The organism is Microcoleus sp. PH2017_08_TRC_O_A (genome assembly GCF_020738665.1).
GTDB lineage: Bacteria > Cyanobacteriota > Cyanobacteriia > Cyanobacteriales > Microcoleaceae > Microcoleus.
In genome coordinates, this window is record NZ_JAEQCE010000011.1 from 45,659 (window position 1) to 61,933 (window position 16,275).

The window sequence follows — 16,275 nt, forward strand, 5'->3', positions numbered from 1 at the left end:
CGGCTCGCAGTATGCCGCACCACGTGCTTTTAAGGCATACTGACCCCCCGGCTATTTCCGAGCGGGTGTGCCTGCACGTGCTATAATAGCACAGAAAACGCTCGCCCTCGCGCAGGTACTCCACACGCAGCTAACAGATCCATCAGGCTTCCCAGCAACTCGGGCGGTATGCGGGTAATTAAGATGGCGAATCACCGAAATAGGAGGAAAAACATGAGCGCGAATAGCTACTTAATTCCTGGCGAAACATTCAGTACAGGCGATCGCTCCGATCGCTCTCAACTATTTTTTGCTGGCAGGCATTTAGATAAGTTAAAGTCCCCCCTAGACGGTTTTTTAGATGATTATCTGAGACCAGCCAATAACTGGCCAGATCGGGTTTTGAACGAGCTCGAATCTCTATTTAACGAAACTATCGAGTTAGTTTACGCGGTTTTTGGCGAGAGTGCATTTTTAGCCACTTTCAAAAACCGAGAATCGAGTCCATCGCGAAAAATCGTTTACGATAATGCAGGCTTTTTCAATAAATTTAAAAGCCAAAAACCGCATCATACAAAATGCGGCAACCACCAAGGCAACAAGATATTCAAACGAGCGATTGTTGCATTCAAAAAGAACAAATAGATATATCTTTGATGGAAGGCATGGCGAGCGAAAGGATGTAGAAGAGCGCATAAAATATTTTCAGGAACTTCTCCAAAACTATATTCAATAAACTCGATCTAGAGCGATAACAAATACAGAGGTGAGAGCTTCTGACTTTGGGGTTAAAGCGACTGATAAGTGTAGCAAATCGTCAGGAGAGCATCTGTTTTGGGGGAGAAACCAACGTCACCAGTTGGGAATTTCTTTGGCATCCGAGTCCGTGAGGGCTTGCGGGTGTTGCTCGACGGGCAACGGTGCGGCAGTTTTTTCATCGGGTACGTGGGGTAATGCACCTTTTCCGGTGTAGGAAAGCATTGATAAAGAGGCGATCGCCCCCCGCACTTGATCCGGCTTCACTTCTAAGTACCGCTGCAACTGTTCGAGGTTGCTGTGACCGCTAATTTCTTGGATGATTCTTAAAGGAATGCCCGCGTTGCTCATCTGGGTGAGGGCGGTGCGGCGGAAGCTGTGGGTGGATGCTCCCTCGATGCCGGCGCGCGAGAACGCTTCTCTCAATATTCTGTCCGCTGAGTCGGGGTGCAGGTGTCTCCAATGATGGCAGCGATGGCGGCCGGGGAATAAGTAAGTTTGACCCGCGTAGGGTTTCCAAGATGTCAGGAGCGATCGCAAATCCTCGATCACCGGAATCGTGCGGGTTTGGAGTTTTCCCTTGGTGTTGCCCTTGCGGAAGTTGATTGTAGGTCGGACTGTACCTTTGGCAGTGTAAATATCGATGACTTCCAACGAACAAGCTTCGGCAATGCGACAGGCAGTGTAGAGGCAAACTCCGAAGAGGGTGCGATCGCGATCGGTCTGCAAACCTTCGTTGAACAAAAGTTCGATTTCCTCTTGGGTGAGGATTTTAGCCTGTCCGTGGCCTTCGATTTTCATGCTTGGTGTATACTCGACCCGACGCTCCAAAGTCTTGCATACTTACTGCATTGCTGCATTGGTTTGGGGTATTTCTTAATGCGTTGGATGAGCGGGGTCAAGAGGAATTCGGGGCGATCGCACTCCGGTTTGTTGATATGTTTGGTAAGGATGCAAGCGCTGCGGTTATCGTGTGTTCGAGATTTTCAAATTTTCAGCAAATAAAAAATATTTGTGAACTTACGGTTAGGAATTGAAATGCTTAAAGAAAGCTAGGAATCGAAATGCTCAAAGAAAGCAACGAAAGTTAATCACGCCTGACGCAGGCTGGTTTAGACCAGTACATCGTCGATCGAGTGCCCAAACAACCATTTTTTGTTGAGAATCATTCTACTGGGCTGGCCTTCTACGGTTGAGAAGGTTCCTTGGTTGAGAAGGTTCTTTGGTTGACAAGGTTCCTTGTGTCAATTCCAGTGTTCGGACAAAGACTGCCCTCTTCTAACAGCCTGATGGTGGGAGCGAAACATATAAAAAAGGTGCCGCCGCTGCATATTGAGATCCTTGTGTCTCCAAATAAGGTTTTAGAGTCTCATCAGTTTCTCAATATGTCACGCCATCCCTTTCAGTCCGACAATGGCCCAGGCGAGCTGCCCGATCGCGATTCCTCCCAACCCTCGCGCCTTAAGCAGCACCAGCTATTGACGCCTTTTCAGCACAAACTCTTACAAAAAAGTCTAGAAAGCGATTTACCCGAACTGTACCGCCAGCGCATCCAAATTATGTTGCTGGCTGCGGAGGGCAAAACTCAAACCCAAATCTGTCAAACCTTGGGATGCTCTCAAGGAACAGCGCGCCATTGGATTTTAATGGCGCAGGCCGGTCAAGCTCACAACTGGAATGATAGCCCGATCGGTCGCCCTAAAACCGTCAGCGACCAGTACCTAGAACGGTTGAAAGAACTGGCTAGCAATAGCCCCCGCGATTATGGTTACTCGTTCCGGCGGTGGACAGGACAATGGTTAAGCAAGCATCTCGCTAAAGAATTTGGCATCGAGTTGAGCGATCGCCACATCAATCGCTTGCTCAAAGACATGGGACTATCCACCCGACCAAAATCAACTCCTGTGGAGGATACCCCACCCAGTGGCAACCGCCTAGCGATCCGCGATCTCACAGAAACCTCTGTCTCAGTTTCCTCCGAATTTTGGTCTTTCAATTCTATCCGTTGAGATTACAACTATGGTTCAGAATCAATCTGATTTATGTATTTCTAATGAAGTGCTGGAAAAAATATTAGGACAATCTTTTCTAGAAAAACAAATGGCAGAAATGGGTCAAAATATTCAAGTTTTAGAGCCTCAGCCAGCAAAACAATTTTGGAGTTCACAAAACGCTGAAGGTGGCATCTACATTATTATTGCAGGGAAAGTAAGATTAATCCACAGTCAAAATGACAGAGTTCTTTCATTGAAAGCAGGTGAATTATTTGGGGAGTTAACATTATTTCCAGAAAATTTTTTTGAACCTTACTCAGCTAAGGCTGCCCGAGATGTACCTAAACTCTGTTTTATTCCCAGCAAGTACCTTTCAAACCTAATTCGCAAATATCCTAAAATTCGAGAACACCTACATCATCAGGCTGTTTTGCGAGATTCACAGTTGAGAGGAACTGACACTCCCACAGCGGATGAAAAAAATAGCGAAAAAGCAAACACTTTTCCCGATCGCCAATTACCAATCGAACCAAAAAACCATAAAAAAATTAGTAAAGCTTTCTTTCCCAGTCCCACGTTACAAGCGGGTCACTTGTGGCAGCGAATTATCCGGCGTTATCCCTTCTTTGCGCAACAAAGTGCGTCTGACTGTGGTGCTGCTTCCTTAGTAATGGTTGCTCGCTATTGGGGTAAGCGCTTTAGCATTAACCACCTGCGGGATATGGCTAATGTCGATCGCAATGGTGCTTCTTTACGAGGTCTATCAGCAGCAGCAGAAAGTATCGGATTTTCCACCCGACCCGTGAAAGCCAGTTTAGACCAATTAGCGAAACAAAATCTACCTGCGATCGCGCATTGGGAAGGTAAGCATTACGTTGTAGTGTACGAAATCACTCGCAAGCACGTCATTGTAGCCGATCCAGCTATCGGTCAACGCACCCTTAAGCACGCTCAATTTAAAGCAGGTTGGACTGGCAATGCTTTGTTATTGCAACCCACAGCTTTAATTAGAGCTGCCAAAGAGTATAGTACCCCATTTTGGCAGTTTTTTGAGTTGGCAAAACCGCACGGTATTGTACTGTTTGAAGTCTTCATAGCTTCCCTATTCATCCAAATTTTTGGATTGATTACGCCGTTATTCACTCAAATGATTTTGGACAATGTAGTGAAACGCCAAAGTCAGTTGACTTTAACTGCATTCGGGGTAGGGTTACTAATTTTTAGTTTGTTCCGAGTTGCCATGACCGGACTGCGGCAATATTTGCTAGATCAAACAGCAAGTAGAGTCGATTTAGCGCTGATTGTTGGCTTTATCAGACACACCTTCCGTTTGCCTCTCAGCTTCTTCGAGTCGCGCTATGTTGGTGACATTATTTCCCGCGTTCAAGAAAACCACAAAATTCAACGCTTTCTCACTGGTGAAGCTTTATCTATACTGCTGGATTTACTGACGGTTTTCATTTACGTAGGCCTGATGTTATGGTACAGTTGGAAGATGGCTTTGCTGGCGCTGGTAATTGTTCCGCCGTTTATCTTATTAGCGTTAATTGCTACTCCTTTCTTGCAAAAAACTTCCCGAGATATCTTTAATGCTTTGGCTGGGGAAAGCAGTTATTTAATTGAAGCACTTACGGGTGTCCGCACTGTCAAATCTTTAGCTGTAGAACAAACTGTTCGCTGGCATTGGGAAGAATTACTGAATAAATCAGTTAAAAGTAACTTTGCCGGACAAGTAATTGGGAATAGACTCCAGATATTTAGCGGTACGATCGAGGCTTTGGTAACAACAGGTTTGTTGTGGTTTGGCGCGTGGTTGGTAATTAAAGGTGAACTTACACCGGGGCAATTAGTAGCTTTTAATATGCTGCTAGGTAACGTCATTCATCCCTTTCAGCGGCTGACTGTGCTGTGGAATGAATTGCAGGAAGTGGTAATTGCGATCGAACGCATCCATGATGTAATCGAAGCGGAACCAGAGGAAGATTTACAGCAACAATCTCGGCAATCTTTACCAGCAATCAAAGGTTATATTCGGTTCGATAAAGTTACTTTTCGCTATCATCCAGAAAGCGATATTAATGTTTTGGAAAATCTCAGCTTCGAGGTAAAGCCAGGGCAAACTGTAGCCTTAGTTGGTCGTAGTGGTTCTGGAAAAACAACGATTTCTAAACTGATGTTGGGACTCTATCCTACTACGGACGGGAAAGTATCGATCGACGGTCAAGATCTAAACAGCATATTGTTGCGATCGCTCCGTTCTCAAATAGGTGTAGTTGACCAAGATACCTTTTTATTTGGGGGTACAATTCGGGACAATATTGCCATAGGACAACCGTCAGCTACGCTAGAAGAAATTATCGAAGCAGCGCGACAAGCAGGGGCAGATTTGTTTATTAAAAAGCTGCCGATGGGGTACGAAACCCAAATTGGAGAAGGTGGTGGAATGTTATCAGGAGGACAGAGACAAAGAATTGCGATCGCTCGCGCTTTGTTAGGTAATCCCCAACTGTTAATCTTCGATGAAGCTACCAGTCACCTAGATGCTGAGTCCGAGCGAATCATTCAGAATAATCTCGCCAATATTCGCAAAAATCGCACCACCATAATTATCGCTCATCGCCTTTCAACAGTGCGTAATGCTGACTTAATTTTGGTATTAGACAAAGGCGTTTTGGTGGAAAAAGGCAACCACGAAAATTTGATGGCTAAACGCGGTCAGTATTTCTATCTCAATCAGCAACAATTGGATGTTGCAGTTTGATAGATAGACACAACTATAGCGGTTCTGAACAACATGAGGTACAGCAGCATCGGGAGAAAATTGGGATTAGGGAGCATTTTTCTGTACCTCACCTACCACCAGAAAGGTTATATAGCGGTTCTCAACAACATGAGGTGCATCTGATTCTTTGAATTTAAGGATTGAAAAGCGTTTCTGGAGTACCTCACCTACCACCAGAAAGGCTATAACTCAATACGGTTGACTTAAGAAGAATCTGACTTGCAAAAAATACCTGTATTGCTTAGAAAATCGTCAGATGAAATTCCTAAAAAAGCGTTAAGTAAACCGTATTGGGCTATAACTACAAGTTACGTCATTTTTTAGGATGCCTGAAAACAAACATCAACACTTGGAGAAATATGCCTAATAAATCAAACTCTGTCGCTGAATTTGAGCTTAATTCCCACGAACCAGAAAGCTTATCTGATGAAAGAGATCTTCCTAACCCTACAAATGGTAAAGTTATCCAGACAGATGATTGGTCCTATGCTACCAAGGAATTACTCGATACCTTGCCAAAGACTTGGACGCGAGGATTGCTGTATTTTTTGGTAATTTTTGTTGGTATCGTTTTACCTTGGTCAATGCTTTACAAGGTGGATGAAACGGGTACTGCCAGAGGCAGGCTTGAACTTAAGGGAGATACGGTTAAGCGAGAAGCAGATATTCAAGGTAGCGTTGCGGTGATTAAAGTGCGTGTCAAAGAAGGGGATGAGGTAAAAGCTAATCAGATTTTAGTTGAACTGGACTCTAAATCAATTCGTGATGAGATTCAGCAGAATGAAATTAAATTAGAAGGACAACAAAATCGACTCAGCCAGTTAGCAATTCAGAAAAACCAGTTTGAAATTGCTATTGCGGCTCAACAGCAACAAAGTAAAGTTCAAGAATTGGAAAAACAAACACAAGTTGCTCAAGCAAAGCAGAATTTTAGTACCCTCGAAACTGCTTACAACTTTCAAAAAGAAGAGAAAATCGCACAGTTAGCCCAAGCACAACAGAGTTTTGATGCTTTGAAGGCTACTTACAACTTACAAAAAGAAGAAAAACTCGCGCAAGTTGCTCAAGTAAGGCAAAGCATTGAATCCAGCCAAGCTGCCTATAATTTAGCAGCGGTTCGTTTGGGAAAAGCTCAGGAAAAATTGCAACGCTATAAAATGGCTTTTGATGCGGGTGCTATTTCAAAAGATCGATTTGCAGAAATAGTACAGTCGGTTGAAGAAAACTATCAACAACGCCGACAAGCGCGATCTGATATTTCTCAAGCAGAGTCTCGCTTAACGGAACAAAAAGGTAGCTATGAAAAGATTCTCTATCAAGCTGAGTCTGATATTAAACAAGCTGAGCTTCGTTTAAAAGAGCAGCAGGGTAACTATCAGAGAATTATCCGTCAAGCTCAATCTGATATTGAGCAAGCTAAGCTGCGTTTGGAAGAACAAAAACGCGGTTATCAAAGCTTGATTCAATCGGGGAAAATAGCTGTCTCAAAAATAGAACAGCAGCTTACGGATTTAAACACGCAAATTGTTGCTGTACGCTCTGAAATAGAGCAAACAAAGAATCAGGTTAGCTCTTTTAAAAAGCAGCTAGAAAAATATTTGATTCGTGCGCCATTTGATGGCACTATTTTTGCGCTACCTATTACGCGAGAAGGTGCAGTAGTACAACCTAAACAGCTAATTACAGAGATTGCACCCAAGGGAACTACCCTCGTATTTAAGGGACAGATTCCGACTTCTGAAAGCGAGTCATTACGATCGGGTAATCAACAAAAAGATGCCAACCTCAAATTTGATGAATATCCTTTCCAGGATTACGAAGTTGTGAAAGGCAAACTAAGTCGGGTATCGCCTAATTCTAAGATTACGCAAACAGCCCAAGGAAATCTAATTACTTATGATGTGGAAATTGATCTGGTGCAGTCTTGTATTCAGCCAAAAAGTAAGTGTATTCCTTTCAAGTCCGGTCAACCCGCAACGGCTGAGATAATTATCCGTCAGCGTCGCCTGATTGACTTTATTCTTGACCCATTCAAGAAGTTACAAAAAGGCGATTTAAAGCTGTAAATTAGCGGTGTATCTACAAATAATTGAGTTAATTTTACATTTCAGGAGAATGTCATGTCACAAACTATTACTATTTTCGATCGAGATATTCTGCATCAAATCAAGTTGTCGTGCCAAATTCCTTCTCTGATCGAGCAAATTGTTACTCGGAAGGTAGTAAGAGATGCAGCAGCAGAGGCGGGTATCAAAGTGGAAGCTGAAGAATTACAGCAAGCTGCTGACAATATCCGGTTAATCAGCAAACTGAAGACTGCTGATGAAACCTGGGAATGGTTGAAGACAAATTGCCTATCTTTAGATGATTTTGAGGAAATGGTTTACACCAACGTTATTTCGGGGAAATTGGCGCAACATTTGTTTGGAGATAAGGTAGAGTCTTGGTTTGTGGAACATCAATTAGATTATGCAGGTGCTGTCATTTATGAAGTGGTTTTGGATGATGAAGATTTGGCGATGGAACTGTTTTATGCTTTGCAAGAGGGGGAGATGATTTTTCCTGAAGTTGCTCATCAATATATTCAGGATACTGAGTTACGCCGTCGTGGAGGGTATCGGGGAGTTGTGCGGCGCGGGGAGATGAAGGCGGAGATTTCTGCTGCTGTTTTTGCTGCTAAACCGCCACAGGTTTTAAAGCCAATTGTGGGTGCTAAGGGAGTACATTTAATTTGGGTTGAGGAAGTGATTAAACCGCAGTTGGATGAGAAGTTGCGGTATCAAATTATTTCTGATTTGTTTAGCGGTTGGGTGAAACAGCAGGTTGAGGAAGTGGAAGCTGTGGTAAATTTGGATTTTGGTAGTTAGATAGGCTAGCCTTCAATACGTTTCAGTTAAGGGGAGTGCGAGCCGGAAAGCTCGCTAGAGATGTATCTTTAGCGAGCTTTCCGGCTCGCCTTACAATAATCAGTAAAAACTTCTTAACTGAACCGTAACAGATTGGAAAGCTAGGGAAAAGCATCAATCCTAAACTTACCTTCAAATCCATTTCATGTGACTAAAACTATGTCTAAGCTCCGGAATTAGAAATTATACTAAACTTACAGTAAAAAATGCAATTGCAATCTCACCCTCATACTAGCTGTTTTCTGACGGGGTTGTCACCCCGTCAGCTTTTTATCACTGAATCTTAGTACACATAAACGGGTTTAAACGTGTAATAAGTAATCACGGTAATAGCGATGCTACACCAAATAGAACTCCCTCCTTTTGTCATGTTCAACTCGTCATCTGTCAACTCATTCAGATAGCTTTCAGAATCGGTAAAAAATTCAGAACCGATCGGAGTCAAATCTGCAATTTTAATCGTAGCCATTGTTAGTGTTCCTCAAACTTGATAGTTGTTTGTCAGGCAATTTGTTTATTTGACAACTGCCGTATATTTATTAAAACACTCTTCCCACAAAGATTGCAAGATAATTTAAAAGTTATAAAAGACATAAAATTAACAGTTTTGTAAAGAGAAACTAGCTACTAACCTATGCCTAATAACTAAAAATAGTTTGTACCCACTTACGCATACAATCACGCAGCCCGAAATTAAGACAAAATCACAAAACTTATGACCCAAAAAAACCTGTAAATTTGAACTACTGAAAAAACCGACTTCTGGAAAAATCCACAAGTCGGTAAACCAATTTAACTATCCTATTATCTACCTTGTCGCACTGTCCCCAGAAGTGCTTCCCGTCTGTAACCAAGCCTGAAACAGCGATTCTAAAACCTGTTCCCTGACTTCACCCAATTCAGCAGAAAACCGCTTCTCAATTCTCAAAATGTGATAACCTAACTTTGTCTGAATTGGCCCAACAACTTCACCTTCCTTCGCCTCAGCAACAGCTTTGGCAATCTCCGGTAGCAATTCTGCCAAAAATTGAATCCCCACAAAGCCAGCATTTTGTTGCGATCGCTTCCCCTTCGAGTGTTCCAAAGCTAACGCACAGAAAGAGGCATTTTCTACGCTTAACGATTGGGCAATTTTCAAAGCTTCTGTCAAGTCGCGAACTAAAATCTGAGACAAAGCCACCCGCCGATAATCATCCCGGTTGGTCATATAATAATTATCTACCGCTTCCCCAAAAAGATGCTCTTTCAACTTATGAGTCAGTAACGATACTCGAATTCCTTGTGACCAATCTTCTGGGCTAATTCGCTGTTTTCCCAACCAAGCCAAGGTTTCAGATGCACCCAGCAATTTGTGTTCCAAGCGAAAAGCATCCCCCGCCACTTGCAATTCCTCATCAGAAATACTGATGCCAAGCTGTTGGCAAACTGCCAAAATTAGGGTATCTCGTTCAGCCAGTGCTGCCATTTCAGCAAATTTGTAAGAATGGCGCAGGTAGGCAACAACAGCTTCATCACTTGCAGGTAAAATTTCTGGCAACACCAATTTTTCTAAAGTTTCTTGCATGGTTTTATCCTGTGTATTTGATTGACAAAATTGACAAAATGGTAATTAGGAATGAGAAACCAGATTTATTTTGTTTAGAGAGCTTCGATATTTTGTTGCTCCAACCCAAATAAAACAGGCGTCTGGGATTAGTGAATTGGTGTTATAAGGTAGCCGATCGCCACTAAGCGCCATTAAGCACAGTACAGCAATCGTTCCGGCGGCACTTCTTGTACCTTCAAACGGTTGCGGTGCAAATCGCCATAAACATTGAGATAATCCAATTCAGCAGGGGTTAATTGACCTTTTTGGATACCTGCGATCGCAGCATCTATCTCTTCCCGGCTTTGCCAACCTGCCAAACAGACATCCATGCAGTTTTGGCTCAAAGAATAGCGATACAAATCCGGCACAGAAGGTTGCCAACATCCCGCAGGCAAACCAGCCGGAATATCCCAAAGCGCACCGGAATGAGAACCTGTAGACTTAAAAGTAACTATCCCCGGTCGTTCTGCATCTTGCGTATCCAACTGATTGAAAATCTGACTTTGAGCGGAACAGTGGGCGACATTATGCCTCACCATCACCACATCTAACAGCGGACTATCCAACCACGGCCGAGCCAAAGTGATATCGTGGAACGACGCACCAATATAACGCACAGCACCCATTTTTTTGAGGCGTTCGGAAGTCCCAAACATTCTTTCGATCGTGCGCTGATAAACCGAATTTTTGCCTCTCAAATCAGGAGAAAGCTGCAAACAATCTTGTAAAGCTTGTCCGTCATTAGTGCCGAACCAACCCCAAAACAAAACATCAATATAGTCAATTCCCAGTTCCACAAACTGATCCAACAATGCTGCCATCGCTGCTTCTGGACTTTTGATGTAAGTCACCGTCGCCAGCACCACTTTCTCTCGCACTGATGAACGGCGATCGCATAATTTTCGCAAGGCATCAGCCATCGAACTGTAGATATAGTGGTGCAAGTCACTGGAATAGAAAAAGTAGTTAATTCCTCGATCGAAAGCGTAGAGAGTATCCTCACTAGAAATACCGCCTCCGCCTCCTAATCCCAAACAACTAACGGTTAAATCGGTTCGTCCCAGCTTGCGGTAAAATGGCAAATCAGACTGTGGAAACTTATCGAATGCAGGAGCGATCGCATTTGAAGGGGCGATCGATGGTAAAGCGAGATCGGTTATTTTCATAGTTCTAAAGCTGTATAAATATCTTCGGAATTCGCATTTAGATAGGCACGCTGCCAGTCAATCCCCACTAGCGAGAAGTTCTGAAAAATAGCATTCATTCGCGCTTCTGGTAACTCATCTCCTTTGTGCCAAGCTTCCAATAAGCCATTGGCCACAATTTGGCAGCGGTTCATCCCGAAGCTTTCTTGGGCTGCAAATTTGCAGTTTGGTTCTTCTGCTAACCCTAAACCGGGTGCTAGCGGCTTGGTAAATAAGGGAATTTCTGTTTGGAAATGTGCTTTTGACTCTGCATACACTGTTTGTAAAACTAGCCGGACTGCTTCATAACTACTTTTTTCAAAGTAGAGAACTCCTGAGTCATAGCGCCCGTAATCCCCTGGGTTGTATAACACTTTAAAGGTGAAGGGAATTGAGATTGCGTTTAGCAGGTGCGTTAGCTTGCCCATAACTGCAACTGCGCCTTCAGGAGTTAAGTTAAAGTAAACGCGCACTGTTTCCACAGGTTTGTCTGTATCGTAACTTTGCGGCCCCGCATTCCCTACTGCCATGTAAAATCCGTTTTGAACGAAATTTTTGGGCATCCGAATAGTGACGCAATCACCAATGCCAGCATTTCCTTGGCTTGGTTGGAGGTGACGTTCTCGATCGATATGTAAAGTTAACCCGCCTTTATTGACAGCTAAACTACCATCAGTTTCTTGCCCGATCGCAACCCAACCTGGATCGAAGTAGCCTTCTCCATCATTACTTTCGTGCAATCGTTCGTAAAAGGCTAAATCTACTCCCAGAATGGTGTTATTTTCTAAATTTTGATACAGGGATTTCGGTTCGGAATTTGCATCGGGTGCAAGGGCAGTTTTCAGAGAACCGTTATAATGAATACCATAGAGAAAACTGCGAAGTTGCAAGTTGATATACCGATTTTGTACTTCTGTTGGCATTCCTTTAAACCGATTGACTATCTCCACAGGGAGTTCTAACGGTTTGTAATCGGGGTGGAAAATACAAAAGTTAGGCTGAATTTGGACTTTGATGATGTCTTGGAAGGTATCTAGCAATTTGCTTTCTGGAAAATCTTGGTGTGGTGTTGGAGGAGAATCAATTAGTTGCATATTGAGTTGCATCGCGAGGGAATATTTTAAGCGGCTTGGTTGAGTTGAGTTAGGCTAGCAGCAGCACTGCCGAAAACAGTTGGCATTGATTGTTCGGGACGGCACAGCAAACTTTTGGCAACTTGGAGCATACAAATTCCGGTATTGCCAAAAGATTTTTGATATTGGATCGTGGCTTGAATTTGTTGAATTAATGCCAAGCCAGCAAATTGCACGACTCGCTTTAAGAAATCGGGGCGATGTTCTACTATTTCTGGGAAGGTATCGCAATAAGCTACAGTCATAGCATTAATTGAAGGCTGAATCTGTTCGAGAGGAGTTGCGGCTAATCGCAACGATTCTTCGATAGTGAGTGTTTGACTGATAACTAAGCTACTTAACCAGATTAGCAAGTAGCTGGCGATTAGAGTTCCTAAATCAAAGGCAGGTTCTCCCCAAGTAGAACGTTCCCAATCAATCAGTCGGACAATGTTTTGGTTGGATGGTTGCCAATCTTGATGCCAATCTTGGTGAAGGAGGATGTTGTTTAGTTTTAGGTCGTTGTGAGTTAAGCAACAAGGGTTGTAAGCAGTAGCAAGTTCTGCTATCGAGCGTGCAAGGCTTTCGTAGCGTTGGTAGAGAACGAAGAATTTTAGGCCATCTGCCGGAACTAAACCGAAAAATTCGGGAGTGATTCGTTCTAAGCTGCGAATTAAGTTAGGAACTTGGTCTTTTAGTTCAGTCTCAGTATCTCGAACGAGGAAATCTTGATAGTTGTGGCGGTTGAATGTTTCGCGGTGGATGGTGGCTATAATAGTGCCGATCGAGGATGCGATCGCGCTAGAAAAAACATTCTCTTTCGCGTAGAAATCAGCTAAATCGCGGTAGTCGTCTAGGTAGTTGCAAACAATGATGGAATTTTCAGCATCAAAATGCGACACTACTGGTAATAACGAACGAAAGCTGTCCAGTTCGGGAAATACCCGTAACAACTCTTGAATTCGCCATTCGTTGAGAAATTCGCCAGCAGATTTGCCATCAGAGGCACAGCGTTCCTGCTTGACAAGGTATTTGTAACCGTTGGGGAGAGTTACTAACAAGTTAAAGTTTTTAGCGGCAACTGAATCTACATGAAAGAGATCTGGATCTATATCAGTACAGAGGTCTAAGTCTCTTAAATATTTGGCAACGTTATGGGAACTTAAAAGAAATGCCATAGTTCAAAAATATGCAAATAAATTTGTGCGATCGGCAATTTTCGTAGTTATCAACATCTTAGACAATCAGCGTAAATTTATCTCTGAAGTTGAGGCTATTTTTTAGCTAAAATGTTCAAAATTATGTCTGCAAATTTCTGCAAATTGCTCGATAGTCGTTCAATTGAACAAGCAAGAGACGAATAAGCAAGAGCGATCGAGCTAGCTGGCGGCTAGAGACGATCGCGCTCCTGAACCGAAGGGCGATCGCGGTCGATCGCAGGACAATGCAATAACCGAGGCAATCAGCTAGCTCTTCTGGGACTACCTGTGAGATCTAGCGCCCCACTTTTGGAGAAAAGCGTCGGGAAGTTCGCCTGTCGTAACTCCAACTCAAGCAGTTATGTCTCAAGAGTTAGACACCAGCCCCACTTTCAGCCTCAGCACGGGGGCAAGCAATAGATACACTGCTGGAACGCCAGTCCAGTAGAATGATTCTCAACGAAAAAAGGTTGTTTCAGCGTTCGACGCCCGACAAAAAATTCGTCGGGACCTAATGCAGCAGGTTCTACTGGACTGATGTCCTAGTGCCTTCCTCAGAAACAATTCTGCGTCTCCAACTCAAAGCCACCTGCATAATTGTCGGCTGGCGGTGCCAATAAGTAAGTAGTAAGCTTCCAAAGTTCTCTTGCAGCCTCTATGCTCAAATCGATCGCACCTTTTCTGCTGCCACCCAGCAACATCTCCAACCCCAGTTCTCTTGCAGCCTCTATGCTCAAATCGATCGCACCTTTCCTGCTGCCACCCAGCAGCATCTCCAACCCCTTACCGGCGAACAGTCTGCGATGGAGTAGCTGCCCGAGCTCAGGCATAGCTTCCAACTAGGCAAGTCAAGTTTCAACTAAAAAATCCCGGATCAATTTTTCCTTTGTTGTTATTCGAGAATCAGCTAAGATGCCCAACCCTTCTCAGGAAAGTATGCCCAAATTGCCCTATCGTCGAGATAACGGCGAGAGTTTTTTTACGTATTTCGTGCTGGCAAGCTACAACAGTCGCTCTGCGATTCGGTGGCAAAATTCTGCGGAACTGAAACGCAACTTTGAGTTATACCAAGAACGAAATCAGGAACTTTCACAGTTGTGCAGCCAGCCCGATCGAAGTAAAAATATAGCCGAATTTTGGAGGCAGATAGCGATTGATGCTCCATCGCAGATTGCCGAAAACTGGGAACCAAACAATAGGAAAAGACTAGCTTTAGAACACTTAGCTAGTTACTTTGAAAAAAGCTGCTACTATGCTGCTATTGAAGTATGGTCGCAGTCAAAAGTTCGCCCTTGGGAGGAATATCTCTACTGTCCTCGCGTTTTTATTTACAATTTTGACAATCTTTTGAGGCTTTTAAAGTCCTATAATATTTCTCATCAGACCTCTTTAGATACATACGTTAAGCAAAGTTTAATAAAATTTATCAGATCTGAATTAGGTATCGGTAAGTTCTCGCGCTGGCGGCTGCTAGCTAAAAAAAGCGATCCAGATCTTCAGCAAGCTCTGGAAAGAGCTGGATATCGAGAACCCGATATTTCTCAAATTAAATTTGCACGGAAATACTTTAAACAAGTTTATTACTTTAATAAGGTTAATAATCCTGCAATTCGGCAAAGAGGGCAAAAATGGCTGGATGCTGACATTGAAGATTTTCAGGCAGCAGCGAAATGTTACAATGCAGAAAAGTTTCTGCCTTCAGCGCCACATGAAGTCTCGGCGGGAGGAAACATCAGCGCAGAGAAAATGCAAGATTGGATGAAAAGGTGCATTCTTGCGTTACAAAATTACCCCAATTTCATCAATTATCCACAATATTTAGAAGAGCTTCCAGAGGGAGAACGTGACAAATTGTTGGGTGAACCAGATGTGGGAAAACCACCTATCTATGAAATAGAAAGTACGGATAACCAAGCATGGAAAAATTACCGCCTACTTGACTCGGCTTTTCGCGAAAAGTTAGAAACTTTTCAACCAGAGCAGCATAAAATACTATTACTTTATTACGGTGCCGGATTCAAGCAAAAAGAACTAGAAATTCGACTAGGGGTAGACCAAACATCTATTTCGAGAAAAGTCAAAAGAATGAAAATTCAACTATTAGAAACATTGGGAAACTTGTCCGAACCCCATCAATGGGTTGCTGAGTATGTAGTTGGATGGCTGAAGAAAGACTTCCGTGCGCCCCATACATCCGAGTACATACCAGCCGCATTAGTTCAAGCGATCGGGGAACTTGACTCTCAACAGCAAGAAGTTTTGCGGCTGCGGTACGGCCAGGAGCTAGCAGAAGAAAACATTGCCGATCGGCTGGGCATGAATTTATTAGAGCTAGCTGCTACAATCTCTAAAGCCCAGCATAAATTACTGGCAAAATTGATAAAATTGCTGAATGTTTGGGAGACGGAGTATGTCGAAAAATGGCTAGTGCAGTTTTATAAACCTCGATTTTTAGCTGCTTGTCGCGCTCTGAATTTATCGATAAATTGCGAAGTTAGCTCTCAAGTTATTGATGCGATCGTTCAACAATTCCTGGAAACTTTAACTACTTTTAAAAAAGGAGAATAAAAAATGTTTGAATTCAACCAATTACAACCTCTTGCTTTTCATGAGTCTGACCGTTTGCAATTGACAATTAACGAAGCCGATCGAGAATTTGTATGGCACCAAGCCCAACATCATTCTAATCCGATTTCGCGCTACAATGCTTATCTCAATGGTGTTTGTTTAAAAACATTCTTGAACTGGTTATCGGAATGGCTGGCAGAAGAAGCA

14 protein-coding genes are annotated in these 16,275 nt (G+C 43.2%); 7 read left to right on the forward strand and 7 right to left on the reverse strand.

Translation table 11 applies throughout. The features are described from left to right. The first annotated feature begins 213 nt into the window (after positions 1-213). Positions 214-624 carry a hypothetical protein gene (locus tag JGK22_RS04770; protein WP_293205351.1) on the forward strand — a complete coding sequence of 137 codons (411 nt, stop codon included), beginning with the start codon at positions 214-216 and terminating at the stop codon, positions 622-624. A gap of 207 nt (positions 625-831) precedes the next feature. Here JGK22_RS04770 and JGK22_RS04775 read toward each other — a convergent pair whose 3' ends face one another. Further along, a complete protein-coding gene (locus JGK22_RS04775) occupies positions 832-1,536 on the reverse strand; it encodes a site-specific integrase (RefSeq protein ID WP_293205349.1) in 705 nt (234 codons plus the stop codon). A gap of 584 nt (positions 1,537-2,120) precedes the next feature. Between JGK22_RS04775 and JGK22_RS04780 the strand changes: the two genes are divergently transcribed. The 4 genes from JGK22_RS04780 to JGK22_RS04795 all read left to right on the forward strand — a co-directional run bounded on the left by JGK22_RS04780 (position 2,121) and on the right by JGK22_RS04795 (position 8,378). Continuing rightward, positions 2,121-2,744 (forward strand): helix-turn-helix domain-containing protein, encoded by a 624-nt coding sequence (locus JGK22_RS04780; protein WP_293205346.1) that lies wholly within the window; start codon positions 2,121-2,123, stop codon positions 2,742-2,744. Between the two features lie 10 nt (positions 2,745-2,754). Next, the gene (locus JGK22_RS04785; protein ID WP_293205343.1) at positions 2,755-5,490 is read left to right on the forward strand and encodes a peptidase domain-containing ABC transporter; all 2,736 of its coding nucleotides are present in this window, start codon (positions 2,755-2,757) and stop codon (positions 5,488-5,490) included. Between the two features lie 311 nt (positions 5,491-5,801). Beyond that, the gene (locus tag JGK22_RS04790) at positions 5,802-7,577 is read left to right on the forward strand and encodes an HlyD family efflux transporter periplasmic adaptor subunit (RefSeq protein WP_293236385.1); all 1,776 of its coding nucleotides are present in this window, start codon (positions 5,802-5,804) and stop codon (positions 7,575-7,577) included. Positions 7,578-7,631: 54 nt separating this feature from the next. Then, positions 7,632-8,378 carry a peptidylprolyl isomerase gene (locus tag JGK22_RS04795; protein ID WP_293205339.1) on the forward strand — a complete coding sequence of 249 codons (747 nt, stop codon included), beginning with the start codon at positions 7,632-7,634 and terminating at the stop codon, positions 8,376-8,378. A gap of 322 nt (positions 8,379-8,700) precedes the next feature. Here JGK22_RS04795 and JGK22_RS04800 read toward each other — a convergent pair whose 3' ends face one another. From JGK22_RS04800 to JGK22_RS04825, 6 genes are all read right to left on the reverse strand, one after another. Beyond that, positions 8,701-8,886 carry a hypothetical protein gene (locus JGK22_RS04800; protein WP_293205337.1) on the reverse strand — a complete coding sequence of 62 codons (186 nt, stop codon included), beginning with the start codon at positions 8,884-8,886 and terminating at the stop codon, positions 8,701-8,703. Positions 8,887-9,225: 339 nt separating this feature from the next. Then, positions 9,226-9,981 (reverse strand): peptidylprolyl isomerase, encoded by a 756-nt coding sequence (locus JGK22_RS04805; RefSeq protein WP_293205335.1) that lies wholly within the window; start codon positions 9,979-9,981, stop codon positions 9,226-9,228. Positions 9,982-10,154: 173 nt separating this feature from the next. After that, complete coding sequence (locus JGK22_RS04810) at positions 10,155-11,171, reverse strand: aldo/keto reductase (RefSeq protein WP_293205333.1); 1,017 nt, start codon at positions 11,169-11,171, stop codon at positions 10,155-10,157. Next, on the reverse strand, positions 11,168-12,283 hold the full coding sequence (locus tag JGK22_RS04815) for a T3SS effector HopA1 family protein (protein WP_293205331.1): 1,116 nt from the start codon (positions 12,281-12,283) through the stop codon (positions 11,168-11,170). Before JGK22_RS04815 ends, JGK22_RS04810 begins: the two co-directional genes overlap by 4 nt. A 26-nt stretch (positions 12,284-12,309) precedes the next feature. Continuing rightward, positions 12,310-13,479, reverse strand: a complete 1,170-nt coding sequence (locus tag JGK22_RS04820) for a phosphotransferase (RefSeq protein WP_293205329.1) — start codon at positions 13,477-13,479, stop codon at positions 12,310-12,312. A 575-nt stretch (positions 13,480-14,054) separates the two neighbouring features. Continuing rightward, positions 14,055-14,330, reverse strand: a complete 276-nt coding sequence (locus JGK22_RS04825; RefSeq protein WP_293211877.1) for a hypothetical protein — start codon at positions 14,328-14,330, stop codon at positions 14,055-14,057. An 82-nt stretch (positions 14,331-14,412) separates the two neighbouring features. Here JGK22_RS04825 and JGK22_RS04830 point away from each other — a divergent pair, with 82 nt between their 5' ends. Continuing rightward, the gene (locus JGK22_RS04830; protein ID WP_293211874.1) at positions 14,413-16,068 is read left to right on the forward strand and encodes a hypothetical protein; all 1,656 of its coding nucleotides are present in this window, start codon (positions 14,413-14,415) and stop codon (positions 16,066-16,068) included. A 3-nt stretch (positions 16,069-16,071) separates the two neighbouring features. Then, positions 16,072-16,275 (forward strand): DUF1822 family protein (locus JGK22_RS04835; RefSeq protein WP_293312435.1); only part of this gene is annotated, 204 nt, incomplete at its 3' end.